Annotated in this window: 26 protein-coding genes and 3 pseudogenes; 17 read left to right on the top strand and 12 right to left on the bottom strand. The window is 63.9% G+C overall.

Going from position 1 to position 26,529, the window contains the following annotated elements:
- Both xcpS and gspE read right to left on the bottom strand, forming a co-directional pair.
- Positions 1–1,215, bottom strand: coding sequence for a GspF family T2SS innner membrane protein variant XcpS (xcpS, locus tag BN1079_RS12970; protein WP_037024990.1), 1,215 nt, complete (start codon positions 1,213–1,215; stop codon positions 1–3).
- Between the two features lie 175 nt (positions 1,216–1,390).
- Positions 1,391–2,983 carry a type II secretion system ATPase GspE gene (gspE, locus tag BN1079_RS12960; protein WP_052114481.1) on the bottom strand — a complete coding sequence of 531 codons (1,593 nt, stop codon included), beginning with the start codon at positions 2,981–2,983 and terminating at the stop codon, positions 1,391–1,393.
- Between the two features lie 525 nt (positions 2,984–3,508).
- Between gspE and BN1079_RS12955 the strand changes: the two genes are divergently transcribed.
- From BN1079_RS12955 to BN1079_RS12915, 9 genes are all read left to right on the top strand, one after another.
- Entirely contained in the window at positions 3,509–4,630 is a 1,122-nt protein-coding gene (locus BN1079_RS12955; RefSeq protein ID WP_037024988.1) for a Re/Si-specific NAD(P)(+) transhydrogenase subunit alpha, read from the top strand.
- 13 nt (positions 4,631–4,643) lie between these two features.
- Positions 4,644–4,961 carry an NAD(P) transhydrogenase subunit alpha part 2 gene (locus tag BN1079_RS12950; protein ID WP_037024986.1) on the top strand — a complete coding sequence of 106 codons (318 nt, stop codon included), beginning with the start codon at positions 4,644–4,646 and terminating at the stop codon, positions 4,959–4,961.
- Between the two features lie 3 nt (positions 4,962–4,964).
- Positions 4,965–6,401, top strand: coding sequence for an NAD(P)(+) transhydrogenase (Re/Si-specific) subunit beta (locus BN1079_RS12945; RefSeq protein ID WP_037024985.1), 1,437 nt, complete (start codon positions 4,965–4,967; stop codon positions 6,399–6,401).
- A 186-nt stretch (positions 6,402–6,587) separates the two neighbouring features.
- Positions 6,588–6,788 (top strand): DUF1127 domain-containing protein, encoded by a 201-nt coding sequence (locus BN1079_RS12940; RefSeq protein WP_037024984.1) that lies wholly within the window; start codon positions 6,588–6,590, stop codon positions 6,786–6,788.
- A gap of 64 nt (positions 6,789–6,852) precedes the next feature.
- Entirely contained in the window at positions 6,853–7,170 is a 318-nt protein-coding gene (locus tag BN1079_RS12935) for a DUF2388 domain-containing protein (RefSeq protein WP_037024983.1), read from the top strand.
- 80 nt (positions 7,171–7,250) lie between these two features.
- Positions 7,251–7,544, top strand: a complete 294-nt coding sequence (locus BN1079_RS12930; RefSeq protein ID WP_037024982.1) for a DUF2388 domain-containing protein — start codon at positions 7,251–7,253, stop codon at positions 7,542–7,544.
- Positions 7,545–7,567: 23 nt separating this feature from the next.
- Positions 7,568–7,885: a DUF2388 domain-containing protein gene (locus tag BN1079_RS12925; protein ID WP_037024980.1), complete on the top strand. Its 318-nt coding sequence runs from the start codon at positions 7,568–7,570 to the stop codon at positions 7,883–7,885.
- 17 nt (positions 7,886–7,902) lie between these two features.
- Complete coding sequence (locus BN1079_RS12920; protein ID WP_037024978.1) at positions 7,903–9,837, top strand: DUF7844 domain-containing protein; 1,935 nt, start codon at positions 7,903–7,905, stop codon at positions 9,835–9,837.
- 116 nt (positions 9,838–9,953) lie between these two features.
- Positions 9,954–10,478 (top strand): DUF3617 domain-containing protein, encoded by a 525-nt coding sequence (locus BN1079_RS12915; RefSeq protein ID WP_037024976.1) that lies wholly within the window; start codon positions 9,954–9,956, stop codon positions 10,476–10,478.
- Between the two features lie 33 nt (positions 10,479–10,511).
- Here the strand turns inward: BN1079_RS12915 and BN1079_RS12910 are convergent, their stop codons facing one another.
- Positions 10,512–10,865 carry a hypothetical protein gene (locus BN1079_RS12910; RefSeq protein ID WP_037024974.1) on the bottom strand — a complete coding sequence of 118 codons (354 nt, stop codon included), beginning with the start codon at positions 10,863–10,865 and terminating at the stop codon, positions 10,512–10,514.
- 258 nt (positions 10,866–11,123) lie between these two features.
- Between BN1079_RS12910 and BN1079_RS12905 the strand changes: the two genes are divergently transcribed.
- Positions 11,124–12,104, top strand: a complete 981-nt coding sequence (locus BN1079_RS12905; protein ID WP_037024972.1) for a CobW family GTP-binding protein — start codon at positions 11,124–11,126, stop codon at positions 12,102–12,104.
- A 124-nt stretch (positions 12,105–12,228) separates the two neighbouring features.
- Here BN1079_RS12905 and BN1079_RS12900 read toward each other — a convergent pair whose 3' ends face one another.
- Entirely contained in the window at positions 12,229–12,600 is a 372-nt protein-coding gene (locus BN1079_RS12900; RefSeq protein WP_037024970.1) for a DUF3301 domain-containing protein, read from the bottom strand.
- A gap of 126 nt (positions 12,601–12,726) precedes the next feature.
- Between BN1079_RS12900 and BN1079_RS12895 the strand changes: the two genes are divergently transcribed.
- Positions 12,727–13,137 (top strand): MbcA/ParS/Xre antitoxin family protein, encoded by a 411-nt coding sequence (locus tag BN1079_RS12895; RefSeq protein ID WP_037024967.1) that lies wholly within the window; start codon positions 12,727–12,729, stop codon positions 13,135–13,137.
- On the top strand, positions 13,138–13,830 hold the full coding sequence (locus BN1079_RS12890) for an RES family NAD+ phosphorylase (RefSeq protein WP_037024964.1): 693 nt from the start codon (positions 13,138–13,140) through the stop codon (positions 13,828–13,830).
- 6 nt (positions 13,831–13,836) lie between these two features.
- Here the strand turns inward: BN1079_RS12890 and BN1079_RS12885 are convergent, their stop codons facing one another.
- From BN1079_RS12885 to cysT, 5 genes and pseudogenes are all read right to left on the bottom strand, one after another.
- Positions 13,837–14,244 (bottom strand): SMI1/KNR4 family protein, encoded by a 408-nt coding sequence (locus tag BN1079_RS12885; protein ID WP_037024963.1) that lies wholly within the window; start codon positions 14,242–14,244, stop codon positions 13,837–13,839.
- Positions 14,245–14,346: 102 nt separating this feature from the next.
- Positions 14,347–15,924 carry a catalase gene (locus tag BN1079_RS12880; protein WP_037024961.1) on the bottom strand — a complete coding sequence of 526 codons (1,578 nt, stop codon included), beginning with the start codon at positions 15,922–15,924 and terminating at the stop codon, positions 14,347–14,349.
- A gap of 88 nt (positions 15,925–16,012) precedes the next feature.
- Positions 16,013–17,002, bottom strand: coding sequence for a sulfate/molybdate ABC transporter ATP-binding protein (locus tag BN1079_RS12875; protein WP_037024958.1), 990 nt, complete (start codon positions 17,000–17,002; stop codon positions 16,013–16,015).
- A gap of 3 nt (positions 17,003–17,005) precedes the next feature.
- Positions 17,006–17,881, bottom strand: a complete 876-nt coding sequence (gene cysW / locus BN1079_RS12870) for a sulfate ABC transporter permease subunit CysW (protein ID WP_037024956.1) — start codon at positions 17,879–17,881, stop codon at positions 17,006–17,008.
- A gap of 10 nt (positions 17,882–17,891) precedes the next feature.
- Positions 17,892–18,709, bottom strand: a pseudogene (gene cysT / locus BN1079_RS12865) (sulfate ABC transporter permease subunit CysT).
- Between the two features lie 97 nt (positions 18,710–18,806).
- On the opposite strand from cysT, the pseudogene BN1079_RS12860 reads away from it, so the two are divergent.
- Positions 18,807–19,139, top strand: a pseudogene (locus BN1079_RS12860) (ABC transporter permease); the annotation flags it as partial.
- A gap of 143 nt (positions 19,140–19,282) precedes the next feature.
- Here the strand turns inward: BN1079_RS12860 and BN1079_RS12855 are convergent.
- A complete protein-coding gene (locus BN1079_RS12855; protein ID WP_037024954.1) occupies positions 19,283–20,572 on the bottom strand; it encodes a HipA domain-containing protein in 1,290 nt (429 codons plus the stop codon).
- Positions 20,569–20,820, bottom strand: coding sequence for a helix-turn-helix domain-containing protein (locus BN1079_RS12850; protein WP_037024953.1), 252 nt, complete (start codon positions 20,818–20,820; stop codon positions 20,569–20,571). The genes BN1079_RS12855 and BN1079_RS12850 overlap by 4 nt, the downstream gene beginning before the upstream one ends.
- 296 nt (positions 20,821–21,116) lie before the next feature.
- Here BN1079_RS12850 and BN1079_RS12845 point away from each other — a divergent pair.
- The 3 genes and pseudogenes from BN1079_RS12845 to epsC form a co-directional block, all read left to right on the top strand.
- Positions 21,117–21,296 (top strand): annotated as a pseudogene (locus tag BN1079_RS12845) (MetQ/NlpA family ABC transporter substrate-binding protein); the annotation flags it as partial.
- 62 nt (positions 21,297–21,358) lie between these two features.
- Positions 21,359–22,549, top strand: a complete 1,191-nt coding sequence (locus BN1079_RS12840; RefSeq protein ID WP_037024949.1) for a trans-sulfuration enzyme family protein — start codon at positions 21,359–21,361, stop codon at positions 22,547–22,549.
- A gap of 168 nt (positions 22,550–22,717) precedes the next feature.
- Complete coding sequence (gene epsC, locus BN1079_RS12835) at positions 22,718–23,692, top strand: serine O-acetyltransferase EpsC (protein WP_052114480.1); 975 nt, start codon at positions 22,718–22,720, stop codon at positions 23,690–23,692.
- Positions 23,693–23,732: 40 nt separating this feature from the next.
- On the opposite strand, the gene BN1079_RS12830 is transcribed toward epsC, so the two are convergent.
- A complete protein-coding gene (locus tag BN1079_RS12830; protein WP_081950832.1) occupies positions 23,733–25,055 on the bottom strand; it encodes an amidohydrolase in 1,323 nt (440 codons plus the stop codon).
- A 196-nt stretch (positions 25,056–25,251) separates the two neighbouring features.
- On the opposite strand from BN1079_RS12830, the gene BN1079_RS12825 reads away from it, so the two are divergent.
- A complete protein-coding gene (locus tag BN1079_RS12825; RefSeq protein WP_037024947.1) occupies positions 25,252–26,496 on the top strand; it encodes an MFS transporter in 1,245 nt (414 codons plus the stop codon).
- Positions 26,497–26,529 lie beyond the last annotated feature (33 nt).

The following is a 26,529-nucleotide window of genomic DNA, read 5'->3' as shown; positions in this document are numbered from 1 at the left end:
TTACCCCACCAATTGGTTGAGAGAAAGAATCGGCAGCAGGATGGCCAGTACGATGACCAGTACCACTGCCCCCATAAACACCAGCATGAACGGCTCGAACAGCCCGACCAGCAGTGAAATCTGTGCGGCCAGATCGTTTTCCTGATTGCGGGCGGTGCGCGACAGCATCTGATCCAGCTCACCGGACTTTTCCCCGCTGGCGATCATGTGCAGCATCATCGGAGGAAACTCTCCGGTGGCGTCCAGCGCGCGAGTCAGACTGCCGCCCTCGCGCACGCGCTGCGCCGCTTCGACCACCCGCTCGCGAATGCGCAGGTTGCCGATCACCGCGGCGGCAATGCCCAGAGCGTCCACCAGCGGCACGCCGCTGCGGGTGAGAATTGCCAGGGTTGAGGCGAAGCGCGCGGTATTGGTTGCCCTTGTCAGCCGCCCGACCAGCGGAATACGCAGAATGAACGCGTGCCAGCGACGCTTGAGGTTTTCGTCACGCAGGGCCAGCCGCATGCCCACACCCGCCACGACGATGCCCAGCAACATCAGCCAACCCCAGCGCTGCACCGCCTCGCTGGTGGCAATCAGGCCGACGGTCAGGCCCGGAAGTTCCTGACCGGTGTTGACGAAGACCTTGACCACATCCGGCACTACATAGCCGAGCAGCAGCACCACGATGGCCAGCGAGGCCACCAGCAGGATCACCGGGTACAGCAGCGCCAGCTGAATCTTCTGCCGCGACTGCTGACGCTGATCGGTGTAATCGGCGAGCTGATCGAGCACCAGCCCCAGATGTCCGGCGTGCTCGCCTGCAGCAACCGTGGCGCGATAAAGCTCGGGAAACGCCGATGGGTATTCGCGCAGGGCTGCCGCCAGGCTGTGGCCCTCCATCACCCGAGCACGCACCGCCAGCAACATCGACTTGATCCGCTGCGAACTGGCCTGGGCGGCGGTGGCACGCAGCGCTTCCTCAATGGGCAATGCGGCCTGCACCAGCGTTGCCAGCTGGCGGGTAACCAGTGCCAGGTCGCGGGCCGACAGACCGCGGCCGAAACTGAAGCCGCCCGTGCCGCTGTCTTCCCTGGAGCGCGCCTGCTTGACCTCCAGCGGCGACCATTGCTTGTCGCGCAACAGCTGCCGGGCCTGGCGCGGGCTGTCCGCCTCGATCAGGCCCTTCTGCTGGCGCCCGCGCGGATCCAGCGCGACGTACTCGAAGGCGGCCATCAGACGCTGACCATACGCTGGCGTGGCAGAGCGCCTACCGTGGGAGCGCCGCCCCCGGCGCGAAGCTTGTGCCGTTTGAGCAGCCTCGAGCCCGCCTTCGCCGCGAGGGCGCGGCTCCGACGATGGCTGGGCGGAACATTGCTTCGAGCGGCTTCAGCCGCAAACAGCAGCGAGCTCATCGGTCCGTGCTCCGGCGGTCACGAGCGGTACCCCGGCGATCACCGCCCTGCCTGCGATCCCCCTGCCCGGAGCGGCGCTCGGCGCTGGTGACACGCAGCACCTCCTCGATGGTGGTCACGCCTTCCCGGACCTTGCGCAGTCCGTCTTCGCGAATGCTCGGGCCCAGTTCACGGGCGTGGCGCAGCATGTCCTGCTCGGTGGCGCGGGTATGAATCATGCTGCGCAGGGTGTCGTCGAACAGCACCAGTTCGTAGATGCCGGTACGCCCGCGATAGCCCAGCTGGCGGCAGCTGTCACAGCCCTCGGCGTGGTACAGCGTCGGCGCCTCGCTGGGGTCGACGCCGAACAGCGCACATTCGGCGGCATCGGCGACATAGGCGCGCTTGCAGTCATCGCAAAGCACCCGCACCAACCGCTGGGCCAGCACACCAAGCAGCGACGAGGAAATCAGGAAGGGCTCGACGCCCATGTCCACCAGCCGGGTCACCGCGCCGATGGCGCTGTTGGTGTGCAGCGTCGACAGCACCAGGTGGCCGGTAAGCGAGGCCTGCACCGCCATGTCGGCAGTTTCCTGGTCGCGGATCTCGCCGACCATCACCACATCCGGGTCCTGGCGCAGGATGGCGCGCAGGCCGCGGGCGAAGGTCATGTCCACCTTGGTGTTGACCTGGGTCTGGCCGATGCCTTCGAGGTTGTATTCGATGGGATCTTCAACGGTGAGGATGTTGCGCGTGCGGTCGTTGAGCGTGGTCAGGCTGGCGTACAGCGTGGTGGTCTTGCCCGAGCCGGTGGGGCCGGTCACCAGAATGATCCCGTGGGGGCGCTTGACCGCCTGCTCCATGCGCTGGCGGTCGCGCTCGCTCATGCCCAGATGCTGCAGGGTCAGCCTCCCGGCCTGCTTGTCGAGCAGGCGCAGCACCACCCGCTCGCCATTGGCCGACGGCAGCGTCGACACCCGGATATCCACCTCGCGACCGCCCACCCGCAGGGAAATCCGCCCATCCTGGGGCACGCGCTTCTCGGCGATATCCAGCCGCGCCATGACCTTGATCCGCGACACCAGCAACGCCGCCAGCTCGCGCTTGGGCTGCACCACCTCGCGCAGAATGCCGTCCACGCGAAAGCGGATCACCAGGCGCTTCTCGAAGGTTTCGACATGGATGTCCGAGGCGCTTTCCTTGATCGCTTCGCCCAACAGCGCGTTGATCAGGCGGATGATTGGCGCATCGTCTTCCTGCTCCAGCAGATCCTCGGTCTGTTCGATCTGGTCGGCCAGGCTGTTGAGGTCCATGCCCTCGCCCAGGCCTTCGACCATCTGCATCGTCGCCGACGAATCATGCTGATAGGCGGCAGCCAGAGCCTGGTCGAAGTCGGCCTCGGCCAACCACTGCACCGGCAGCGGCCCACCGACCACCCGCTGCGCCTCCTGTACCGCGGTCAGCGCTGCGCCTTCACGCAGACCCAGACAGGGTTTTCCGCCTGCCTCCAGCAAAATCACACCGTGCCGCCGGGCAAAGGCGAAAGGCAGGCGTCGACGTACCGGTTCATCCAGTACGGGCGGTAATTCGTTCAGGTTCATTTCGGCCATGAGAGCCGTCCCCAACAGCCAAACAATCGAAGTTCGCCGGCACACGCGGCGGCGGCGTCAATGGTTTTGGACTACAAGGATTGAACGACATTCGCCGTTTGCCGGTTTTTTACTTCCGACAGTCGCAGCCGCCAGTAGAACCGGCACCAAGGTCGGTATTGAACAACGCTCCAGACGAATACCGCTTGCCTGGCATGCCCTGCATTCTTCGCCGCGCCATTTTCACAGGCGGTCAAGCACACTTTTCAGCGGCCTTTGAATGACTCGCTGAAGCCCAGCGTCGTCGGGACTTTCATTGGCCAGAAGCAGTCACCCGGTCAGATTCTGGTTAAAAAAACATCTTCAGCACTGATTAAAACAGTTGTTTGATTTTTCCAGCGCTTGCAGAATGCGCCGCCGCGTCCGGCGAATTTCGCCGTAAATGCGCGGTTAGGCGCTGTATCCGCCGTTTTCAGCGGCCAAACGTATCACCAGCGAACCGTCACGCCGGGCCGCTGGCCACGATTACGCAGGAGAACAAGAACAATGCTCATTGGTGTTCCTCTCGAAACCCGCCCTGGCGAAACGCGGGTTGCCGCTACGCCGGAAACCGTCAAGAAACTCGTTGCCCAAGGTCACCAGGTCATTGTGCAGAGCGGTGCCGGTATGCAGTCCAGCGTGCCGGACGGTGCCTACGAGGCAGCTGGCGCGACCATCGTCGAGGCCGCGGCGACCTTCGCAGCAAACATCGTGCTGAAGGTAAACGCACCGAACGAAACCGAGCTGGCGCAGATGCAGCCGGGTACCGTGCTGATCGGCATGCTCAACCCCTTCGATAACGCCAATATCGCCCGCATGGCCGAGCGCGGCATCACTGCGTTCGCCCTGGAAGCCGCGCCGCGTACCTCCCGCGCGCAGAGCCTGGATGTGCTGTCGTCCCAGGCCAACATCGCCGGCTACAAGGCGGTGATGATCGCGGCCAACCAGTATCCGCGCTTCATGCCCATGCTGATGACCGCAGCCGGCACGGTGAAGGCTGCACGCGTGCTGATCCTCGGGGCCGGCGTCGCCGGATTGCAGGCCATTGCCACGGCCAAGCGCCTGGGCGCAGTGGTGGAAGCCTCCGATGTGCGCCCGGCGGTAAAGGAGCAGATCGAGTCGCTTGGCGCCAAATTCGTCGATGTTCCCTGCGAAACTGAAGAGGAACGCGAGTGCGCCGAAGGTGTTGGCGGCTATGCCCGACCCATGCCGCAATCCTGGATGGAGCGCCAGGCCAAGGCCGTCCATGAGCGCGCCAAGCAGGCCGACATCATCATCACCACAGCGCTGATCCCCGGTCGCAAGGCGCCCGTGCTGTTGCAAGAAGCCACCGTCGCCGAGATGAAGCCCGGCTCGGTGATCGTCGACCTGGCCGCAGCCCAGGGCGGCAACTGCCCGCTGACCGTCGCCGACCAGGTGGTGATCAGCCACGGCGTCACCCTTGTCGGCTACAGCAACCTGGCCACCCTGGTGCCGGCGGATGCTTCAGCGCTCTACGCGCGCAACCTGCTGGATTTCCTCAAGCTGGTCATCGACAAGGACGGTCAGTTCCAGCTCAACCTCGAAGACGACATCGTCGCCGCGTGCCTGATGTGCCGCGACGGCCAGGTCGTGCGGACCAACGGTTAAGGGAGACGCGAACATGGATCTGATTTCGGACGGCATCTACAACCTGATCATCTTCGTGCTGGCGATCTACGTCGGCTACCACGTGGTCTGGAACGTCACCCCTGCGCTGCACACACCGCTGATGGCGGTCACCAACGCCATTTCCGCGATCGTCATCGTCGGCGCCATGCTGGCCGCCGCGCTGACCGTCACCCCGCTGGGCAAGGTCATGGGCACCCTGGCTGTGGCGCTGGCGGCGGTCAACGTCTTCGGTGGCTTCCTGGTTACCCGGCGCATGCTGGAAATGTTCAAGAAGAAGGACCGCAGCGCGGCCAAGGCAGAGGGCAAGTAAGCCATGAGCATGAACCTCATCACCCTTCTCTACCTCGTCGCTTCGGTGTTCTTCATCCAGGCGCTCAAGGGGCTGTCACACCCGACCACGTCGCGGCGCGGCAACCTGTTCGGCATGCTCGGCATGGCCATCGCCGTGCTCACCACGGTCGGGCTGATCTTCAAGCTGGGCAGCGAACTGGCCACCACCGGCATCGGCTACGTGATCGTCGGCCTGCTGATCGGCGGCAGCGTCGGCACCGTCATGGCCAAGCGCGTCGAAATGACCAAGATGCCCGAGTTGGTGGCCTTCATGCACAGCATGATCGGCCTGGCCGCGGTCTTCATCGCAATCGCCGCGGTGGTCGAGCCGCAGTCGCTGGGCATCGTCGCCGGCATGGCCGACCCGATTCCCTCCGGTAACCGCCTGGAGCTGTTCCTCGGTGCGGCCATCGGCGCCATCACCTTCTCCGGTTCGGTGATCGCCTTCGGCAAGCTGTCGGGCAAATACAAGTTCCGCCTGTTCCAGGGCGCGCCGGTGGTGTTCAAGGGCCAGCACATGGTCAACCTGGCGGTGGGTCTGGCAATCCTCGGCCTGGGCCTGGTCTACACCTTCACCGGCAATATCACCGCGTTCGCCATTCTGGTGGCACTGGCCTTCGTCATCGGCGTGCTGATCATCATCCCCATCGGCGGTGCGGACATGCCGGTGGTGGTGTCGATGCTCAACAGCTACTCCGGCTGGGCGGCAGCGGGTATCGGCTTCTCGCTGAACAACTCGATGCTGATCATCGCCGGTTCGCTGGTCGGTTCTTCCGGTGCGATCCTCTCCTACATCATGTGCAAGGCGATGAACCGCTCGTTCTTCAACGTCATCCTCGGTGGCTTTGGTGCCACTGCCGATGCCGGCGGCCCGGCGGGTGCCCAGGAAGCGCGCTCGGTGAAATCCGGCTCCAGCGATGATGCCGCGTTCCTGCTGACCAACGCCGACACCGTGATCATCGTCCCCGGCTACGGCCTGGCGGTGGCCCGTGCGCAACACGCACTGATGGAGCTGGCCGAAAAGCTGACCCACATGGGCGTGACCGTGAAGTACGCCATCCACCCGGTGGCCGGACGCATGCCGGGCCACATGAACGTGCTGCTGGCCGAGGCCGAGGTGCCCTACGAGCAGGTGTTCGAGATGGAGGACATCAACTCCGAGTTCGGCCAGGCCGACGTGGTACTGGTGCTGGGCGCCAACGACGTGGTCAACCCGGCGGCCAAGACCGATCCGAACTCGCCGATCGCCGGCATGCCGATCCTGGAGGCGTACAAGGCCAAGACCGTCATCGTCAACAAGCGCTCCATGGCCAGCGGTTATGCCGGCCTGGATAACGAACTGTTCTACATGGACAAGACCATGATGGTCTTCGGCGACGCCAAGAAAGTCGTCGAGGACATGGTCAAGGCTGTGGAATAAGCCGTTCGGGCGTCCCTGCTCAAGCGTGGACGCCCGTCGCTACAGTTTCTTCCGTATCGGGCAGTACAGTTCCTTTCCGTGCACAACTGAACCGGCACAATTCTTCAACGCTGTGACTGTATGGGCCAAGCGCCCTTTTGCGACCCTGTGTGTCCACTGACCCGGCATCGCCGGAAGGAAGGCATCATGGATCGCGCCCTACCCCGCATCCGCTCCAGGCGCACTCCGCGCTACTCACTGCTACAGCTGTGGCAACTGCTGCGCCTATGGCAAACGCGCGCCCGAACGCGCCGCCAACTTGCCAGCCTCGATGATCGCCTGCTGGCCGACGCAGGCATCAGCCCGGGCGAGCGCATGGAAGAACTGCGCAAACCCTTCTGGCGCTGACAGGCGAAACAGCAGGCCTTATCCTGCACGCCCTTTTCTTAACGGGCCGTACCGGAGAAACACCATGTCGAAACGCCTGCTGATTTTGCTTGCATCCGCCACCCTGCTAGCCGGTACTGCTTCGGCATCCAGCTTCCTTGCCACTACCGATACGCTGGGTGCCTCGCTGGCCAATACCGTCGAGGGCACGTCCGACCTGACTTCCTCCATCGGTGACAACAAGCTGGTGCGTGATGCCCGTGACGACGCCGCTTCGTTCGTCGCCAGCAACGGCATGCAAAAAGGCGCACAGCTGGAAGCGGCCCTGCGTCATATCCGCTCTCAGTCACCTGCCCTTGAAGCCAGCGACCTTGAGCTGGCCCGAGCGATCCTCAGCCTGTAAAACCTCGCAAAAGGGTGTGCTGGCCCTGGTGCCAGCATTTCGCTAGCCTTTGCGCCAATTTTTTAAGCGGTAGGATTGGCATGCGACGACTCACCCTTGCAACTGCACTCTGCTGTGCCTGTGGCTTTGCCCAGGCCTTTGACGCCACCCTGGGTGGCGTCGTGGCTTCCAGCTATGTCACCAGCCAACTGACCAGCCTGCCCTTCGAGAACAAGCTGATCGTCGATGCGCGGGACGAAGCGGCCAGCTTCGTTGCCAGTGCCGGCCAGCTCCACGGCGCACGCCTGGAAGCGGCCTTGCGCTGGATGCGTGAGCAACAACCGGAACTCGTGGCCAGTGATCTGGAACTGGCTGAAGCCATTCTCGTCCAATAACCGCCATTGCCGTGAAGCCCATCATGTACAAGAGACTTACCACCGCTGCGCTGACCGCCCTGCTCGCTTGCTCCGCCCAGGCGCAAACGCTGGTTGCCACCAGCAATATCGTCATCAACGCGGTGGATCGCAGCGTCAATTTCACCTCGGACGTGACCAGCCGCATCAGCGGCATGAAGCTCGTTCTCGATGCCCGCGACGAGGCCGCCAGCTTCGTTGCCAGTGCCGGTGATATTCGCGGCGCGCGCCTGGAAGCGGCCTTCGACGCCCTACGCGCCGAATTTGCCGATGCCCGCCAGGCAGACGATTTGGCCCTGGCCAAGACCATCCTCGCTCTGTGAGATCTGCCTGTGCCTGGATGCTGGCGGCGCTGGTCAGCCTCGCCGGTCCGGCCAGCGCCGCTCTGAGCCTTTCGCTCGACCAACAACCGCTGCAACCGGCCGAACACGCCGCCAGCCAGGCGCTGCTTGATGAAGCCCTGGCTGCATTGCCCCCGCGCATGCTGCAGCAGCTGGACCGCCAGGTGCGCGTGCGTTGGAGTACCCGCCTGCCCCACCAGGCCTACGGGCGCGCCGGCGGCAACCTGATCGAACTGAATCGACGACTGTTGCCATCACTTACCGACGGCTCCGCCGCTCGCCAGCGCACTGACCGGGTCCATGGCACCGTGCGCCAGGAATTGCTGGCCACGCTGATTCACGAACTGACGCACCTCTACGATCGCGCCCGCCTGTGGTCGCCGGCAGAGCGCAGCCACCAGGCCTTCTGCCGCCAGCGCGCCGCCAGCCTCGGCCTGATCGGCCTGCCGGAAGCCTGCCGCGGGCAGACCCAGCGACGCTTCACCCTGAGCGATGACCCCTATCTGCTGGACATTGCCGGCTGGCCACAGCGGGTCGGCAGCCGCGGTGAGCGCGAACGGCACAACGCCCAGGTGGCGCGCAGCCCTGACACTTACGAGCTGACCAGCCCGCTGGAGTTTGTCGCGGTCAACCTGGAGTACTTTCTCCTCGACCCTAGCTATGCGTGCCGCCGGCCTTCGCTGCACCGCTACTTTCGCGAGCACTTCGGCTGGCAGCCGGCCAAGGCTGAGCAGTGCGCCGACGGCTACCCGATTCTCAACGCCGGCGGCGACTTCGGCCGTACGCCACTGCTGCGCCTCGACCCCAAACGCGTCTACGAGGTGGACTACCTGTTCGCCGAAGCCAACGACGCCTGGGTCAGCCGCTGGGGCCACAGCATGCTGCGGCTGGTGATCTGTGCACCGGAGCGCACGCCCGGTCCCGATTGCCGGCTGGATTTGGATCACCATCTGGTGCTGTCCTTCCGGGCTTTTGTCGGCGACGTACAGCTGTCCAGCTGGGACGGCCTGACCGGTGCCTATCCCTCGCGCCTGTTCGTACTGCCGCTGGGCCAGGTGATTGATGAATACACCAAGGTTGAGCTGCGCAGCCTGGCCTCGATTCCGCTGAAACTTGAGCGACGCGAGATCGAGATGCTGGTCGAGCGCAGCGCCGAGCTGCATTGGAGTTACGACGGCGACTATTACTTTCTTTCCAACAACTGCGCGGTGGAGACCCTCAAGCTGCTGCGCAGCGGCACCCGCAGGGAGGAGCTGACGGCCCTCGACAGCATCCTGCCCAACGGCCTGCTGGGGATGCTGATCAACCGCAATCTGGCCAACGCCAGCGTGCTCGACGATCCGCGCGAGGCGCTGCGCCTGGGTTATCGCTTCGACTCCTACCGCGACCGCTATCAGGCGATGTTCAACGTCCTGCAGGAACGCCTCGGCCTGCCGCAGCAGACCGTGGAACAGTGGCTGGAACTGACAGCCAGCGAACGCCAGCCGTGGATAACCCGGGCCGATCTACGGGCCAGCGCAGCCATGCTGCTGGTGGAACAGGCCGCACTGCGCCAGCAATTGCTGCTGGCCCAGGAAGAACTGAAGAAGCGCTACCTCAGTGGGCGCGAGCGCGGTGATGCGAGCCTGGCCAAAGCCGATGGTGCACTGCAGCAGATCCTCGCCAACAGTGGTTACCTGAGCCGCCCCGCCGAGCTGCTGAATGACGAAGGCTATGGTTTGCCGCAAGCCGGTGAGTGGCTGCGTCTGGAAGAACAGAGCGATCAGCGCCAGGCCCAGCTCAATCAGCTCAGCGGCGAACTGGAGCGGGAAGTACGGCTGCTGCTGAACGACGAGCGCCGCCTGGAGCTGGAAAGCATCGAGCGCAACCTCGAACAGATCGGCCAGCACTTGCGCCAGCTGCACAAGGCCGAGGGCGGGCTGGAGCTGCGCTAGGCTTCGCTGGCAACACGGATCGGACACAGGACTGGAGGGTCAAACCGTATCCCGGAAGCACGCTGCTTCAGGTGCATCTATTCTCCAGCGTTACAACCCTCTACTCGGAGCCGTCCATGAATCGCCTGCTGACTGCCCTCGCTTTCACCGCCCTATTCTTTTCTCTTTCCGCCCAGGCCGCGCCCATTCAGCCCGGTCTCTGGGAGTTCTCCAGCCGCAATGTCGAGGTTGATGGCCAAGAGATGCCGGGCATGAACGAGATGCTCGAACAGCTGCAGAACCTGCCTCCTGAACAGCGGAAAATGATGGAGGACATGCTTGCCGCCCAAGGCGTGCAGCTGGGCGGTCAGGGTGTGCGCATCTGCCTGAGCGAGGCGCAGGTGAACGCCGAGGCGCTGCCCTTCAGCGATCAGCCGGACTGTACCCAGGAAATCACCGAGCGCAGCGAGCGCCGTTGGAAGTTCAGCTTCAGCTGCCCGGAAGCCAGCGGCCAGGGCGAAACCCGCTTTATCAGCGAGCGCGAATTCGTCAGCGTGTTGGAAACCAGTTACAGCGTTGGCGGCGAGCAAGGCAGCAGTCGCATGGAATCCCATGCGCGCTGGATTGGCGAGGATTGCGGCACACTGAAGCCTGCGAAATAGGCGAGCTTCGGGTTCCACGTGGAACCCCGCTTGTCAGTCGTCTGCCTGCCATTGGCCGTTGCTGTTCAGCTCACACGCCGGCTGCAGGTATCGCGCATCGCTGGCCACACCGTAATAGTGGATATCCTGCCGATAGCTGAAGTTGGATGCCTCAGCGTTGCGACAGATACCAAAGGCACCGCTGGGGCACTGCTCGACAAACTCCACTCGGACTTCCTGCCCGGCCAATTGGGGTTGGCAGTAACCGCTGCGAAACAGCTCAGTGGGGATGTTGATATTGTCCTGGCAGACTTTGACTTCCACACCGGCCCCGCTGCTGGTCACAATGCAGGCCTCAGCCAGGGCCTGCCCGGTTGCCAACAGCATGCAAAGCGCCAACAGTCGCATCGATCATCCCCTTGAGGGCCCTCTAGGATGTGTACGAAAAGTCGTCGAGCGAAGGTCAGGCGAGGCAAAAACGGGTGAGGAAGCGGAGTTTACGAGCTGTAAATGAGCATTCCGAACCCGTTTTTAACGAAGCATCACCGAGCGCAGGCACTGTTCGTACAGAGCCTAAAACGTAGGCGCCATTGAAAGGGCGCCAATCTAGCATGGTCGTGGCTGTCGCCAGCGCCTTTATTTCACGTTTTAATCAACCTGACTCAGATGCTCGAACAGATCCCCACCCACCTGATCGCCGGCCCGCTGGGAGCCGGCAAGACTAGCCTGATTCAGGCGCTGCTGGGGCAAAAACCCGCCGGCGAACGCTGGGCCGTTTTGATCAACGAGTTTGGCCAGATCGGCCTGGATTCAGCCCTGCTACATCGCGACGACAGCGGCATCAGCTTTGCCGAAGTGGCGGGCGGCTGCCTGTGCTGTGTCAACGGCGTGCCCTTTCAGATCGGTTTGAGCCGGCTGCTGCGCAAGGCCAGGCCGGACCGCCTGCTGATCGAGCCTTCCGGGCTTGGCCACCCCAAGCAACTGCTGCAGCAGCTACGTCAGCCGCCTTGGGATCAGGTGCTCGCCCTGCAACCCAGCGTGGTGGTACTGGACGCCGCCGCCCTGGCCAGAGACGAAGCGCTTCCACCACAGCAACAGGACGTTGCCGAGCAGGCCGGGCTTCTGGTACTGAACAAAAGCGAGACACTGGATGCCGAGGCGCGAGAGCAGCTGACGCAACGCCTCCCGCAACGGCCGATTTGCTGGACCCAGCAAGGCCGGCTCGACCTCAGCCGCTTACCGCAGACTGAAACTCGCGCTTGCGCAGCAGCAGCGGAGGCACCGCTGCTACCTTCAGGCAGCACGCCGCCCGCCACGCTCTGGCTGGACCCGCTACAGCCGATCACTCAGGTCCATGCGGCTGCCGAAGGCTGGAGCATCGGTTGGCGCTGGCACCCGTGCCGACGCTTCGACCTTAATCAGGTAGCCCGGTGGCTGGCGACGCTGCCCTGGAAGCGGGCCAAGCTGGTGCTGCATGGAACCAAAAATTGGGTTTCGGCGAACGCGCTGGACGGCGCAGCGCTGGAGTTTCGCGCGAGCGAATGGCGTCGTGATTCACGCCTGGAGCTGATCTTTGCCGAGGCCCAGGATCAGGAGGCCCTAACGCTCGGCCTGCGCCGCTGTCTGGTCGAAGCCGCTCCTCAGTAGAATGGCGCCCACAAGCCTTGGCGGCGGCCTCGGTCCTTGAGCAAAAAGCAGGGTAGGCGGACAAGTCCGCACCATAATGAGGCCGGCGCAGAGGCACGCGTAGGCCGAAGCCCAGCCTTGGAGTTCAGCGGCGCCAATCGTCCATCTGGATCACCCGGCCCTGCTCCGGTTCTTTCGGCTCCGGGAACGGATGTGCATCCGTCTGGATAGGCCCCGCGCGCATGCCGAACATGTGGATACGGCCCTGGTGTCGCTGCTCCCCCGTCACGGTGAACTCGAAGCTGTACTCTCGGGCCAAACGCCGCTGGCCTCGCGCATCACGTACCACCGCCATGCGGCGAAACGCAACATTACCGTCAAGCAGCTCGATATCCATCTTCTTGCAATAGGCCTTTACGGCCAGCAATGCGCGCTCGCGAACGCCATGGGAATGCCAGAGCCAGGCGGCGGCCGCGAGGAACAGTAGAAACAGAGTTAGATTGCCCAGTGTCAGCATGGGTTAAGAGCTCATCGAAACAGGCGAGCAGCTTAACAGGCACGGAGGAAAATCCACCCCGCAGGTTGTACAAGTAGCCATATCTTCCCATAATGGAGACAAAGCTACATGTTATGGAGATAAAGCATGCAACCGGTCCTGAAATATTCGGACGAAGCACAGCTTGCCGATGAGGATGGTCGCCGTGTTCTGGCGCGCGTAGTCACCGCGCTGTTCGATCGCTGGAAGCTGGACACCGAAGTGCAGATGCAGCTGCTGGGCATGAGCCCCAAGAGCCGCAAGCTGCTGCCACGTTATCGCAACGGCGAACAGGCGCTGCCCGGCAGCCGCGACAACCTCGACCGCGCCGGCTACCTGCTGGGCATCCACAAGGGTTTGCGCCTGCTGTTCCCGGAAGACGAGGAGCTGAGGTTCTCATGGGTACACAGGCGCAATCTCGCCCTTGAGGGCGCTACGCCGCTGGAAGTAATGGTGCGCGACGGGCTGATCGGCATTGCCCGGGTCGCCCGCCTGGTCGATTTCCAGCGAGGCCGCTAAATGGCCTTGCTCGATACCACCTGCGATTTCTCGGCACCGGTGTTTCGCAATATCGTCTCGCTGCGGGTTTCGCAGAACCTGTTCGACGATCTGATTCCCGACAGCCGCGGCCAGCAGGCTGCGATCGCCGCTGAGATGCGGGTGCGCAGCGCCGGCCCTGGAGTAATCGAGCGCGGGCTGGCCTACAGCGAAGCCATCGGTTATCCGTTCGAGGCGGACACCAGTGTCGCCAGTCGCTATGGCGACGGCAGCATCCGCGTCTGGTATGGCGCGCTCGACGAGGACACCGCGCTGGCGGAAACCTGTTACCACCAGATACAGATGCTGCGTGAAATCGAAGGCGTGGACCGCGTGGTGACCCGTTACCGCAAAGTCTGGCAGATCCAGGCCAGCGGTCTGTTTATCGACCTGCGCGGCAAGCTGGAAGAATTTCCGGCGCTGGTCGGCGATGACTACGCCTGGCCACAATCCATCGGCAAACGCCTGGCCCATGAAGGTCTGCCCGGGCTGCTCTACCCCTCGGCGCGTTGGCTCGGCGACTGCCTGGCAACCTTCCGCGCCACACCCCTCAGTCACCCTGTGCAGTTGTACGACCTGACCTACCACATCGACCCGGTCGCTGGTCATGTGGATATCGAGCGTGAACCCGGCAAGCCGATGCGACGACTGCGGCTGGATCAACTACGCCGCTGAAACGCTTCAACTCTCCAGCCAGACATCCCGCACCCAGTGCCACACCGACTCCCAGCTTTCGTTGGTCATCTCGTGGGTGTCGCCGTCGAACAGCATGACTTCGCCTTCCAGATCGACCACGTAGAAGTCGTTGCCGTCCTGGCAGATGGGCAACAGGTCGCGCTCGACGCCGGCATCCCAGGCCAGTGCCGCGACTTCCGGCAGGTAGGTGTGCGATTGCGGGTCGGTGGCGGTGACGGGTTCCAGCCGGCCGTAGACCACGTCGCTGACCAGCAGAAGAAATTCACGCAGGCCGTAGGGCAGATTGATAAACAACTCTTCCTCGACCTCCACCAGACGCTCGTCGTCCGGCAGTTCCAGTGGCACCGGAACCGGCTCGTTGAGTTCGCGCAGCTGTTCGATCACCTCTTCCATACGGCCCCCGTTTACGCCAAGAAAGCGCGTTTTATACAAGCCCGGACGCGGGCGAACCAGCCCCGCGTCGCTTTTATCGGACGTATGTCGGAAAGCAGCCGGTCAGGAACGCGCCGGCCCTTCCGCCTGGCCACTGGTATAGGTGGGGCGGTCGCCATCGGCACCTGGTGCCGGCCGGTTCTCCAGCGGTGGCAATGCCTTGGCTTTTTCCAGATCGACGCCCACACCCTCGGCCAGGCGGCGGCCGTAATCTTCGTCGCAATGCCAGAAGTGCCAGATCATGCGCAGCTGGATGTTTTCCGGGCACTGCTTGAGGTCGTCGGTGATATTGGCGATCAGGTCCTCGCGTTCCCAATCCTCGAACGTGCGGTAGCGCTCACCCGCCTGCTGGTAGTCGCTGCGCGTGCGAGTGGTCTGGTAGCGGCCCAGATGCCCTTCGACCCACTGGTGATAGTCACGGGCCGGCTTGGGCGCCTCGCGCAGGCCGTTCTGCGAGCTGGGCTCGTAGTTGACGTGGGGGTTTTCGCCGCCGTTGTCGACATAGAAGGCCATCTGGCCGTCACGCTGGTTGGTGGCGACCGGCGACTTGGCGGCGTTGATCGGCAGCTGTAGGTAGTTCGGCCCGACCCGGTAGCGCTGGGTGTCGGAGTAGGACAGGGTCCGGCCCTGGAGCATCTTGTCGTCGGAGAAGTCGATGCCGTCCACCAGCACGCCGGTGCCGAAGGCCGCCTGCTCCACTTCGGCGAAGAAATTCGAGGGGTTGCGGTCCAGCACCAGCCGGCCCACCGGCAGCAGCGGGAACTGGTCTTCCGGCCAGCGCTTGGTGTCGTCCAGCGGATCGAAGTCCAGCTCGTCATGGGGATCGTCGGACATGATCTGCACGCACATTTCCCATTCGGGGAAGTCACCGCGGTCAATCGCATCGTAAAGGTCGCGCGTGGCGTGGCCGACGTCGTGCTTCTGGATCTCCGCCGCCTGCTCGCTGGTGAGGTTCTTCACCCCCAGCTTGGGCTCGAAGGAGAACTTGCAGAGCACCGCCTCGCCCTGGTCGTTGACCAGCTTGTAGGTATTCACGCTCGAACCCTGCATGTGTCGGTAGTCGGCGGGAATGCCCCAGGGGCTCTTGACCCAGGTGACCATGTGCAGCGCCTCGGGGTGGTGCTGGACGAAGTCGTAGAAACGCCAGGCCTCCTGGCGGTTGGAGATGGGGTCCGGCTTGAAGGCGTGGATCATGTCGGGGAACTTGATCGCATCGCGGATGAAGAACACCTTGAGGTTGTTGCCCACCAGGTCCCAGTTGCCGTCCTCGGTATAGAACTTGATGGCGAACCCGCGGGGGTCGCGCGCCGTCTCGGGGGACTCCTTGGCGCCGATTACCGTGGAGAAGCGCAGGAACACCGGGGTGCGCACGCCGGCCTTGGTCAGCACCTTGGCACGGGTGTATTTGCTGGCATCTTCATCGCCGATCTTGCCGTAGGCTTCGAACCAGCCGTGGGCCGCGGTGCCACGTGCATGCACCACGCGCTCGGGGATGCGCTCGCGGTCGAAGTGCGTGAGCTTTTCGATGAAGGGATAGTTCTCCAGCGTGGCCGGCCCGCGCTCGCCGACCGAGCGCAGGCTCTGGTTGTCCTGGACCGGATGGCCCTGACGGTTGGTGAGTATTCGTTGCTCATCGTTCATGGCTAACCCCTTTTTGGACAGGTGTAAGAGGTTGGGTAGCCGATCAGCGCCGATGGTTCACCTTGGGTTGGGTCCGCTGGGCAGAAACTCAGCCCAGCGCACGCGCGTGCTGCTCCAATGGACGAAAATACAGCGTCTCACCACGATGGGTGCCTTGCAGGCTGGCGTGGTCGTTGGCGACTTCCACCTCGATTGGCTCCGCCTGGTTGGCGACGCGCAAGGTAACGCGCGTGGTCGCACCCAGCGGCCGGATATCGCGCACCTCACCCACCTGATACTCGGGTACCAGCACCCGGCTCAGCACCACCTCGTGCGGACGGAACAGCACCGAACGCTCGCCGTCCAGTTGCAGGCGGTTGGCATCGCCCAAGAAGTGGTAGACGAAGTCGCTGGCCGGGTTCTGGTAGACCTCCGCCGGCGTGCCGATCTGCTCGATCACGCCCTTGTTCATCACCACGATGCGGTCGGCCACTTCCATCGCCTCTTCCTGGTCGTGGGTGACGAACACGCTGGTCAGATGCACATCCTCGTGCAGCCGCGCCAGCCAACGGCGCAGCTCCTTGCGCACCTTGGCGTCCAGCGCGCCGAAGGGCTCATCCAGCAGCAATACCTTGGGTTCCACCGCCAGCGCACGGGCCAGAGCGATACGCTGACGCTGACCGCCAGAGAGCTGCTCGGGGTAGCGGTCGGCGAGCCAATCCAATTGCACCAGACCCAGCAATTCATGAACCTTTTGCGCAATCACTGCTTCGCTCGGACGCTGCTTTCGGGGCTTCATGCGCAGGCCGAAGGCAACGTTGTCGAACACCGTCATGTGGCGGAACAGTGCGTAGTGCTGGAAGACGAAGCCGACGTTGCGGTCGCGCACGTCGTGGCTCGACACATCCTCGCCGTGGAACACGATGCTGCCGGTGTCCGGCGTTTCCAGACCGGCGATGATGCGCAGCAGGCTGGTCTTGCCGCAGCCGGACGGGCCGAGCAGCGCCACCAGCTCTCCGCTCTGGATGTTGAGGTTAATGTTATTCAGTGCCTGGAACTGGCCGAAGCGCTTGTTGACGTTGCTAATCTCGATCGACATGAATCATTCCTCGGCGGTGGCCTTCAGGCGGTTGATACGCGACTCGCTCCACTGCTTGAGCAGCAGGATCACCAGCGCCAACGCCAGCAGCAGGCTGGCCACGCTGAACGCGGCGACATGGTTGTATTCGTTGTAGAGAATCTCGACGTGCAGCGGCAGGGTGTTGGTCAGCCCGCGGATATGCCCGGACACCACCGACACCGCGCCGAATTCCCCCATCGCCCGCGCAGTACAGAGCACCACGCCATAGACCAGGCCCCATTTGATGTTCGGCAGAGTGATGTGCCAAAACATCTGCCAGCCACTGGCGCCGAGCAGCCGCGCAGCCTCCTCCTCCGTGGTGCCCTGCTCCTGCATCAGCGGGATCAGTTCACGGGCGACAAAGGGTACGGTGACGAACAGTGTGGCCAACACAATGCCCGGCACGGCAAAGATGATCTGGATGTCGCGATCGCTTAGCCATTCACCGAAGTAGCCCTGGGCCCCGAACAGCAGGACGTAGATCAGGCCGGCGATCACTGGCGACACCGAGAATGGCAGGTCGATCAGCGTGACCAGGATGCTCTTGCCGCGAAACTCGTACTTGCTTACGCACCAGGCGGCGGCGACCCCAAATACCAGATTGAGCGGCACCGAGATGCCCACGGCGATCAGCGTCAGTTTCAGCGCGGCGATGGCGTCGGGCTCGAAGATGGCTTCGAAGAAGGTGCCGAAACCGAGCTTCAGCGCCTCACTGACGACAATCACCAGCGGCAGCAGCAGGAACAGCGCGAACACCAGCCAGGCGGAAATGATCAGCAACCGGCGCCCGAGGGCGTTGCCGCGACGCGCGGCATTGGCGGAGGTGCTGGCCGTCGCGGTCAGCGATATAGAAGACATGACGACCTCCTCAAGGGTGCGAGATGCGGCGCTGCAGCAGATTGATCAGCAGCAGCAGGATGAAGGACACCACCAGCATCAGCACGCCGATGGCCGTGGCGCCGGCATAGTCGTACTGGTCCAGCTTGACCATGATCAGCAGCGGCAGGATCTCGGTTTTCATCGGCATGTTGCCGGCAATGAAGATCACCGAGCCGTACTCGCCGACACCGCGGGCGAAGGCCAACGCAAAGCCGGTCAGCCAGGCCGGCAGCAGCGCCGGCAGCAGTACGTGGCGCGCACCTGCAGCGGGCGGGCACCCAGGCAGGCCGCGGCCTCTTCGACTTCGCGGGGAATGTCGGCCAGCACCGGCTGCAGCGTACGCACCACGAACGGCAGGGTGACGAAGGTCAGCGCCAAGGTGATGCCCAGCGGGCTGTAGGCGATCTTGAAACCCATCGCCGTGGCCCATTGGCCGACCAGGCCATTGGGGGCGTAGAGCGCGGTCAGGGCGATGCCGGCGACGGCGGTCGACAGCGCGAACGGCAGATCAATCATCGCCTCGATGACCTTGCGGCCGGGGAAGGTGTAGCGCACCAGCACCCATGCCAGCAGGGTGCCGATAATGCCGTTGAGCACCGCCGCGACAAAGGCGGTGCCGAAGCTGAGCTTGAGCGCCGCCAGCACGCGCGGCGCGCTGATGATGGAGATGAACTGGTCCCAGGTCAGCTCGGTGGTCTTGAGAAACAGCGCACCCAGGGGAATCAGCACTAACAGGCTGAGGTACACCAGGGTGTAACCCAGCGTCAGCCCGAAGCCGGGTATGACGGAGGAGGATCGGCTAGACATTGGTTGAGGCTCTGTCTGGTGGAGGATGGAGGCCGACTCGTAGGGTGGAAGTCGCCTTTTACTTCCACCACCGACGCCCTGCGGGGTCGATGGTGGATCCTCGGGGGTGAAGCAGCTCGACCCGCGCTGGCTGCAACTGACCCGCAGCCTCAGCGCCACGCGCTGGGAAACCCTGAGCCGGGTCATCGTGCCCGGCGTGCTGGGGCATGTGCTGACCGGCGTGCGCCTGGCCATCGGCATCCTCTGGATCGTGCTGGTGCCCTGCGAAATGCTCGGCGTCAGCGCGGGCCTGGGCTATTACATCCTCGACACCCGCGACCGCCTGGCCTACTCCGAACTGAGGGCCATGGTGCTGCTGATCGGTGTACTGGGCTTCCTGCTCGACGCCGCTGCGCGCTGGCTCTACAGCCGCTGGACTCACGCGCGCTAGGTTCCTGGCGCGCTTCTGCAGGCGCCAGCTTGCTGGCGATTGAGCGTGCCCACGCTAGCGCAGGGGCATGCTCTTCTTCATGTTCCGGCTGATGAACTTCCGGCGCCGCCACCTTGCCAAGGGCTGGCTGACTCAATGGCAACTCAGGATTCGAGGCGCTGCGCCTGCTCCACCACCAGAGCCCGAATCGCCCGCAGGCAACGCATTTCTCCGGCAAAGGTGGCGCGCAGCTCCGGGCGCTCCGCGGCCAGTTCGACATTCTCCCGTTCCGCTTCTGCCAGCAGCACATCCGCTTGCTCGACGATGCGCCCGCGTATCCGCTCCAGTTGCGAATCGGCCGATGAGCGTTTGATCCCGAGAGCTTCGGCAGCATCCAGCAGGCGCTGACGGTCGATACGGGCCAGGTGTGCTTCGCCGAGGATCGGCCAGGCCAGTGTCGTCGCATGCGGCCAGCGCTGCTGGTCGAAGGCGCGAGTTTCATAGACGGCCGTGCAGAGCAGGTCGTAGAAAGGCGCCAGTTGCTGCCCGCGCCCGGTCACCAGAAAGCTCAGGTTCTTCAGGTGAGCATCGGTATTGCCGACCAGCACGTTGAATACCAGCCAGCCAAACAGCCTCGTCCGGGCAACGGCGGATGAGGTGGTGAGACGCAGCAATTCCACCAGACGTTCGATGCTGCCGGCCTGATATTTGAAGTTCCGGTCCAGGCCCAGCATCTGGCAGGCGTCGATGCTATGCAGGCGTTGCCAGGTCGCGCCCTGTTGCTGTCGGTCGAAACGCTCGATCAGGTACACCGGTTGCGGCACGTAGCGGCGGCTGACCGCGGGCACGGCCAGGCCGACGCGAGCGGCGAGACGCATGGTGAACCACTCGTTGATCACCGAATGGGCAAAGTCCTGCTCAGGATGATCCGGCTTGAGGATATGGGTGGAAGGCCAGGCGCCTAGCGGTTCGTATAGCGCGCCCTGATCGAGCACCACGGCCAGCTTGTGCTGGGCACCGGCCAGAGACATGCGCTTGTGCGCCTCATGGGTCAGCGGCAGGCGCGGCATGGCCTCGATGCGGCGCGACAGGTCGGCGTCGCCCAGCGGATGCAGACCGCCTTGCGGCTGGCGCTGCCCGGGTGGCAGCAGGGTCAGCGAGCCGGCAGACTCGGCGCCGTAATGGGCCAGCAGGGCAAAGGCATCGTTGGCATCCAGGCGGGCATCGCCGGCCAGCAGCTGGCGCTGGCCTTCCTCGGGCAGCAGGTTGTCGAAATACCACTGCACCGGACGCTGGCTACTGCCGTCCACCACCAGTCGGTTCTGTCGTGCAAGCGTGGGACAAAGATCGTACTCGTCCCAGTCGTCGGCATAGCGGAAGCTCCAAATGCCGTTGTCATCGTACAGGTGCCCGACCAGGCGCTGGCCAATCCAGGCTTGCAATTCGCGCTTCATACGTCGCGCTCATCCGGCAGAGCATGCACCTCGTCCGGCAGGTCAACGATCAAGCGCAGACCGAGACCGTCGAGCACTTGGAACAGCTTGCCCCACTGCACACTCTCGCTGCCGCGCTCAACCTTGCCGAGAAAGTTTTCACTAACCCCGATGCTGCCTGCGGCATCGTCCTGGCGGATGTTCTGGGCCTTGCGGGCGAGGCGAACGAGGCTGCCCAGCTCGGAGGCATTTTTAAGAGTGACTTGCATGGCTAATCCTCATGATCGTGAGGAATTTGCCATGCAGATACTGTTTAAGCAAGTAAATCCTCATGATCGTAAGGATTTGCCATTGTGGCCTCATCCAATGGCTATGAATCCTCACAACCGTGAGGATTTTCGATAGTTTGCGGTGATTGATGAAGGTTGGTCGCGTGGTGATCCTTAATACCGGGGCCGGCATCAAGTATCCGGACACGGTGCGGGTGGAAGTTCCGCTGCTGCAACCGGGTGATCGGCTGCCGCGCTGAAATCGTTTGAATCAGGGGTCGGCAAGTGTCGACCCTCCCAAAGAGGATGCGCTGGTCATAGAAGGCAGCGATTCGCCCTACGTCAATTATCTGGTCGCGCGGCCGGACAACCGCGATAGCGCCGCGATCAAGAAACTGGCCGAAGCCTTGACCAGCCCGGAGGTGAAGGCCTTCATCGAGCAGAAGTACTCGGGTGCCGTACTCCCGGCCTTCTGATAGTTTCGCGTGGCGGCAGCGCTCGCCTTGCAGCCGCGCTCATCAACTCACAGGGGTCCAGCATGTCAGCCTCCCGCCCAGGGGTTTCCACCCGTGCCGTTCATAGCGGCAATGCCATCGACCACAAGATGGTCACGCGACCCAAGAGCCTGCCGATCTACGAAAGCTCGGTGTTCGTCTACGACTCGCTGGAGCAGGTGGATGACTACCTCGCCGGCAATCCCGACAACTATATGTACACCCGCCTGGGCAATCCCAACTCTGCCGCGCTGGAAGCCTTGATCCGCGACCTGGAAGGCGGCGAGGCGGCGTTGTTCTCCGCCTCCGGCATGGCCGCCATCAGCGCGGCGCTGCTCGGGCGCCTGAGCGCCGGCGATCACCTGGTGGCCAGCCGCGAGCTGTACGGCACCACGCAAAGCCTGATCGAGAAGGAGCTGAGCCGCTTCGGCATCGGTTCCACGCTGGTGGATATTGGCGACCTGGCGGCGGTGGAAGCGGCGATTACCCCGGCTACGCGGTTGATCTACACCGAAACCGCGTCCAACCCGCTGGTGCGAGTCAGCGATGTTCCCGCCCTGGCCAAACTGGACCGGGCCCGCGGGGTCAAGCTGCTGGTGGACAACACCTTCCTCTCGCCGGCGCTCTACCAGCCACTGGCCGACGGCGCCGACCTGGTGCTGCACAGCACCACCAAATACCTCAACGGTCATAGCGACGCCACCGGCGGCATCCTCGTCGGCGATGCCGAATGGGTGGCCCAGGCGCGGCGCTTCCAGACCAACGCTGGCGGCAGCGCCAGCCCCTTCGAAGCCTGGCTGACCTTCCGCGGCGCCAAGACCCTGGCCCTGCGCATGCGCGCGCACTCGGCCAACGCCCAGCAACTGGCCGAAGCGCTGCAGGCGCACCCGCGCGTGGCCGCCGTGCACTACCCCGGCCTGCCCTCGCACCCGGATCATGAGCTGGCCCAGCGGCTCTTCGCCAAAGGTTGCTCGGGGATGCTCGCCTTCACCCTCCATGGCGGCCTGACCGAAGTCGATCAGCTTATCCGCAGGCTCAAGCACACCGTGTTTGCGCCATCGCTGGCCGGTGTCGCCAGCAGCATCACCCACCCGGGGAAAACCTCGCACCGCATGCTGTCCCACGACGTACTGAGCGAGTTGGCCATTTATGACGGCACCATTCGGGTGTCGGTGGGGATAGAGGATGGCGACGACATCGTCGCGGATTTCGTGCAGGCGCTAGACAGCCTCTGACGCGCACGATCATTTGCCCTTGCGCCGCGCCCAGGTATCGAATGCCTGGGCTTGGCGTTGCTAAACTGCGCTACGACCATGTTGCCGAGGCAGGCCGGGCCGAAGCGCTTTTTCCTTCGTATGGCTTGCGCGCCGGTACCTGCAGACGGCCTTTTCCAAGGAGTTCCCATGTCCGACAAGCTCGACGGCCAGCCCCAAGGTCGAGATGAATGCAGTAAAACCGGCGCCTCCGAGCCGGTGAGCTGGCAACTGGAGCAGATCGTTGGCGAGTTGCGCGCCGCGCGTACCGAATGGCGCGCCAATACCGGCCGTGCACGCGACCTGGGCAGCCGTGAACTGCCGTCACGGCAGGCGCTGGAATGCATCTTCTCCGAACTGAGCGGCGCGCTGTTTCCCATGCGCCTGGGGCCGAGCAACCTCAGCCTTGAAAGCGAAGACTTCTACGTCGGCCATACTCTGAACAATGCATTGAACAGCCTGCTCGGCCAGGTGCGGCTGGAGCTGCGCTATGCCGCCCGGCAGCGCGGCGAACCTGAAGACGGCAGTGATGCCGATGCCGTGCGTATCGTCCGCGACTTCGCTGCGGCCCTGCCACAGATTCGCCGGCTGCTGGACAGCGACGTCACCGCCGCCTATGCCGGCGATCCGGCGGCACGCAGCGTCGACGAAGTGCTGCTGTGCTACCCCGGCATTCTTGCGGTGATTCACCACCGCCTGGCCCATCACTTGTACAGCGCCGGCCTGCCGCTGCTGGCGCGGATCGGCTCGGAAATCGCCCATTCGGCCACCGGCATCGACATCCACCCCGGTGCGCAGATCGGCCACAGCTTTTTTATCGACCACGGCACCGGTGTGGTCATCGGCGAGACGGCGATCATCGGCAACCGGGTGCGCATCTACCAGGCCGTAACCCTCGGCGCCAAACGCTTCACCGCCGATGAAACCGGCCAGTTGCACAAGGGCCGCGCACGCCACCCCATCGTCGAGGACGACGTGGTGATCTATGCCGGCGCGACCATCCTCGGCCGCATCACCATCGGCCAGGGTTCCACCATCGGCGGCAATGTCTGGCTGACGCGCAGCATCCCGCCGGGCAGCAACATCACCCAGGCGAGTCTGCAGCATCAGGTGAAGAGCGAGTGAGGGGCACGCCAGGCTCAGCCTGGCGTGCGTTATCCGGCGATCAGTTGGCGCTCGAAAGGTAATCGACCACCATGGTCGCCATGGCCCGCGTCCCCACCACCAGCGCCGCCTCGTCGACGAAGAACTCGGGATTGTGGTTCGGCGCTGCCTTGGCCGGGTCCTGGCCTTCCGGCGTGATGCCGAGGAACACGTAGAGGCCCGGCACCTGCTGGGCGAAGAACGAAAAGTCCTCCGCCGCGCCTGGCAGTTCGGCGACCGCCACCTTGCCGTCGGCGGCGCGCTCCAGCGCGGGCGCCATACGCTCGACGAGTTCGGCGTCGTTCACCGTGGTGCTGTACATCGGCTCGATCGAAACATCGGCGCTGGCGCCCGTACTTTCAGCAATCTTCGTCGCGCTGAGTTTCAGGTCGTCGCGCACCTGGTTGCGCACGCCTTCGTCGTAGGTGCGAATGGTGCCGGTCATTTCCACGGACTCCGGAACGATGTTCGGCCCGCTGCCGCCATTGATGGTGCCGATGGTGACCACCGCCGGCGATACCGGCAGGTTGGCCTTGCGGCTGACCACGGTCTGGATGCCGCCGATCACCTGGGCCGAAGTGACGATGGGGTCGACCGTGTTCCAGGGCATGCCGCCATGGCCCTGACTGCCGGTGATGCGAATATTCAGCATGTCGCTGGCTGCAGTGGTGGAGCCGGTACGCCAGCTGATCTGCCCGGACGGTCCCGGCATCACGTGCATGGCGAAAATCGCGTCGGGTTTGAGGGTTTCGAACAGCCCCTCCTCCAACATCTTCTTGGCACCCCAGCTGGCGCCAGGGCCGGGCTGAACCAGGCTGGAGCCTTCCTCGGCCGGCTGGAAGATGAACATGACCGTGCCTTCGAGCTGATCCTTCAGCCCGGCAAGCACCTCCGCGGTGGCCATCAGCATGGCGGTGTGCGCGTCATGGCCGCAGGCATGCATCACATCCACCTCGGTGCCGTGATAGGTGCCCTTGGCCTGGGAGGCGAATGGCAGACCGGCCGGTTCCTTGACCGGCAAGGCATCCATATCGGCGCGCAGGGCGACGGTGCGCCCAGGCTTGGCACCTTTGAGAATACCGACGACGCCGGTGCGGGCGATGCCGGTTTTGACTTCCAGGCCCAGCGACCGCAGGTGATCAGCCACCAGTTTCGCGGTGCGGGTTTCCTGCTCGCCGAGCTCCGGATGCTGGTGGATGTCGCGGCGCCATTCGATCAGCTTCGATTCGATCGCCGCGGCGTCTGCGCGCACCTGTTGTTCAAGCGGGGAATTGGCATGGGCGCCGACGCTGAACAGCAGTCCTGCCATCAGCGCCAGCGGGAGTGGGTTGAGTGCAAACTTCATGTCGGGGTCCTGTTCAATCAAGAATTGATCAATGTTAGCGGTCTCGCTATCAGGAATAGACCCGTAAACGCCGTGTACATGCCACCGGATATGACGAAACGCTTTACCTTCGGTCAGCATTTGTCTGATAGCGGGCCACTCCAGTAGATTGCCCCGCCTTCGCCTTTTCACCAGGGCGGCTGCCTGGAAATTCGTCATGTCTACGTCCAACACTTCCGCAGTACCCGCGTCCGTCTACCGCCAGCCGGGCTTTCTGCCATTTCTGGTAAGCCGCGTGCTGGCCATGTTCGCGGTGCAGATTCTGGCCGTGGTGGTGGCCTGGCAGGTGTACGACATGACCCGCGATCCGCTGTCGCTGGCCTACGTCGGCCTGGCCCAGTTCATCCCCATGCTGTTGCTGCTGATGCCGGCGGGCGATCTGATCGACCGCTACGACCGCAAGCGCATCCTGAGCCTTAGCTGGGCGCTGGAAGCGGCCTGCGCGGCAGCATTGCTATGGCTTTCAGTGAGTGGCGGAGAGGTCACCAGTTTCTACATTGTGCTGGTGTTTTACGGCTGCGCTCGGGCGTTCACCGGGCCGGCGCTGTCGAGCCTGCTGCCGCAGATCGTGCCGCGGGACAAGCTGGCCGCCGCGATTGCCGCCAACAGCATGATCGTGCGCGGCTCGACCATCGCCGGGCCGGTATTCGGCGGCGGCCTGTATGCGCTGGGCGGCGGCGGGCTGACCTACGCCGCCTGTCTGCTGTTCTTCCTCGCCGGCATCCTGCTGCTGCGGCGGGTGCCGGTACTTTATGCGGAAAAGATGCAGGCCCTGGAGGCCACGGCCTGGCAGCGCTTTACCGCCGGGATTCACTTTATCCGCTCACGGCCGATTATCCTCGGCACCATCTCGCTGGACCTGTTTGCCGTGCTGCTCGGCGGCGTCATCGCGCTGCTGCCGATCTATGCCCAGGAAGTACTGGAAGTCGGTCCCACCGGCCTCGGCGCGCTGCGCAGCGCCATGGCGCTCGGCGAAGTGATGGTGGGCTTCTACCTGAGTACCCGGCCATTCAACCGCCGGGTGGGCATGACCATGTTTATCGCGGTGGCGATCTTCGGCGTGGCCAACCTGGTGTTCGCCCTGTCCAGCCTGTTCTGGCTGTCGTTCGCGGCGCTGTTCGTGGCCGGTGGCGCGGACATGGTGAGCGTGTACATCCGCTCATCGCTGGTCCAGTTCTCCACCCCGGATGCCATGCGCGGGCGGGTCAACGCGGTGAACATGCTGTTTATCGGCTCATCCAACGAGCTGGGCGAATTCCGCGCCGGCACCAGTGCCGCCTGGTTCGGCACCGTTCCGGCCGCGGTGATCGGCGGCCTGTGTACCTTGGGCGTCACCGGCGGCTGGATGCTGGCGTTCAAGAGCCTGCGTAGGGTGGATCGCTTCGAGGATGCGGCGTCCTAAGCGGCTGTCAGGTCAGCTTTAGAGCGCCCTACG

Source organism: Pseudomonas saudiphocaensis (assembly GCF_000756775.1).
Lineage (GTDB): Bacteria > Pseudomonadota > Gammaproteobacteria > Pseudomonadales > Pseudomonadaceae > Stutzerimonas > Stutzerimonas saudiphocaensis.
Note: the sequence above shows the minus strand (reverse complement) of the source record. Positions and strands in the feature narration are given on the sequence as shown.

What these genes read in the sequence shown, in the direction of transcription:
- gspE (WP_052114481.1), bottom strand. Translation starts at nt 2,983, where the DNA reads ATGGCCGAAATGAACCTGAACGAATTACCGCCCGTACTGGATGAACCG.
- BN1079_RS12900 (WP_037024970.1), bottom strand. Translation starts at nt 12,600, where the DNA reads ATGCTGACACTGGGCAATCTAACTCTGTTTCTACTGTTCCTCGCGGCC.
- epsC (WP_052114480.1), top strand. Translation starts at nt 22,718, where the DNA reads ATGTCCGACAAGCTCGACGGCCAGCCCCAAGGTCGAGATGAATGCAGT.
- BN1079_RS12910 (WP_037024974.1), bottom strand. Translation starts at nt 10,865, where the DNA reads ATGCGACTGTTGGCGCTTTGCATGCTGTTGGCAACCGGGCAGGCCCTG.
- BN1079_RS12945 (WP_037024985.1), top strand. Translation starts at nt 4,965, where the DNA reads ATGAGCATGAACCTCATCACCCTTCTCTACCTCGTCGCTTCGGTGTTC.
- xcpS (WP_037024990.1), bottom strand. Translation starts at nt 1,215, where the DNA reads ATGGCCGCCTTCGAGTACGTCGCGCTGGATCCGCGCGGGCGCCAGCAG.
- BN1079_RS12895 (WP_037024967.1), top strand. Translation starts at nt 12,727, where the DNA reads ATGCAACCGGTCCTGAAATATTCGGACGAAGCACAGCTTGCCGATGAG.
- BN1079_RS12955 (WP_037024988.1), top strand. Translation starts at nt 3,509, where the DNA reads ATGCTCATTGGTGTTCCTCTCGAAACCCGCCCTGGCGAAACGCGGGTT.
- BN1079_RS12885 (WP_037024963.1), bottom strand. Translation starts at nt 14,244, where the DNA reads ATGGAAGAGGTGATCGAACAGCTGCGCGAACTCAACGAGCCGGTTCCG.
- BN1079_RS12825 (WP_037024947.1), top strand. Translation starts at nt 25,252, where the DNA reads ATGTCTACGTCCAACACTTCCGCAGTACCCGCGTCCGTCTACCGCCAG.
- BN1079_RS12840 (WP_037024949.1), top strand. Translation starts at nt 21,359, where the DNA reads ATGTCAGCCTCCCGCCCAGGGGTTTCCACCCGTGCCGTTCATAGCGGC.
- BN1079_RS12950 (WP_037024986.1), top strand. Translation starts at nt 4,644, where the DNA reads ATGGATCTGATTTCGGACGGCATCTACAACCTGATCATCTTCGTGCTG.
- BN1079_RS12890 (WP_037024964.1), top strand. Translation starts at nt 13,138, where the DNA reads ATGGCCTTGCTCGATACCACCTGCGATTTCTCGGCACCGGTGTTTCGC.
- BN1079_RS12830 (WP_081950832.1), bottom strand. Translation starts at nt 25,055, where the DNA reads ATGAAGTTTGCACTCAACCCACTCCCGCTGGCGCTGATGGCAGGACTG.
- BN1079_RS12875 (WP_037024958.1), bottom strand. Translation starts at nt 17,002, where the DNA reads ATGTCGATCGAGATTAGCAACGTCAACAAGCGCTTCGGCCAGTTCCAG.
- BN1079_RS12905 (WP_037024972.1), top strand. Translation starts at nt 11,124, where the DNA reads ATGCTCGAACAGATCCCCACCCACCTGATCGCCGGCCCGCTGGGAGCC.
- BN1079_RS12920 (WP_037024978.1), top strand. Translation starts at nt 7,903, where the DNA reads ATGCTGGCGGCGCTGGTCAGCCTCGCCGGTCCGGCCAGCGCCGCTCTG.
- BN1079_RS12855 (WP_037024954.1), bottom strand. Translation starts at nt 20,572, where the DNA reads ATGAAGCGCGAATTGCAAGCCTGGATTGGCCAGCGCCTGGTCGGGCAC.
- BN1079_RS12850 (WP_037024953.1), bottom strand. Translation starts at nt 20,820, where the DNA reads ATGCAAGTCACTCTTAAAAATGCCTCCGAGCTGGGCAGCCTCGTTCGC.
- BN1079_RS12880 (WP_037024961.1), bottom strand. Translation starts at nt 15,924, where the DNA reads ATGAACGATGAGCAACGAATACTCACCAACCGTCAGGGCCATCCGGTC.
- BN1079_RS12925 (WP_037024980.1), top strand. Translation starts at nt 7,568, where the DNA reads ATGTACAAGAGACTTACCACCGCTGCGCTGACCGCCCTGCTCGCTTGC.
- cysW (WP_037024956.1), bottom strand. Translation starts at nt 17,881, where the DNA reads ATGTCTTCTATATCGCTGACCGCGACGGCCAGCACCTCCGCCAATGCC.
- BN1079_RS12935 (WP_037024983.1), top strand. Translation starts at nt 6,853, where the DNA reads ATGTCGAAACGCCTGCTGATTTTGCTTGCATCCGCCACCCTGCTAGCC.
- BN1079_RS12915 (WP_037024976.1), top strand. Translation starts at nt 9,954, where the DNA reads ATGAATCGCCTGCTGACTGCCCTCGCTTTCACCGCCCTATTCTTTTCT.
- BN1079_RS12940 (WP_037024984.1), top strand. Translation starts at nt 6,588, where the DNA reads ATGGATCGCGCCCTACCCCGCATCCGCTCCAGGCGCACTCCGCGCTAC.
- BN1079_RS12930 (WP_037024982.1), top strand. Translation starts at nt 7,251, where the DNA reads ATGCGACGACTCACCCTTGCAACTGCACTCTGCTGTGCCTGTGGCTTT.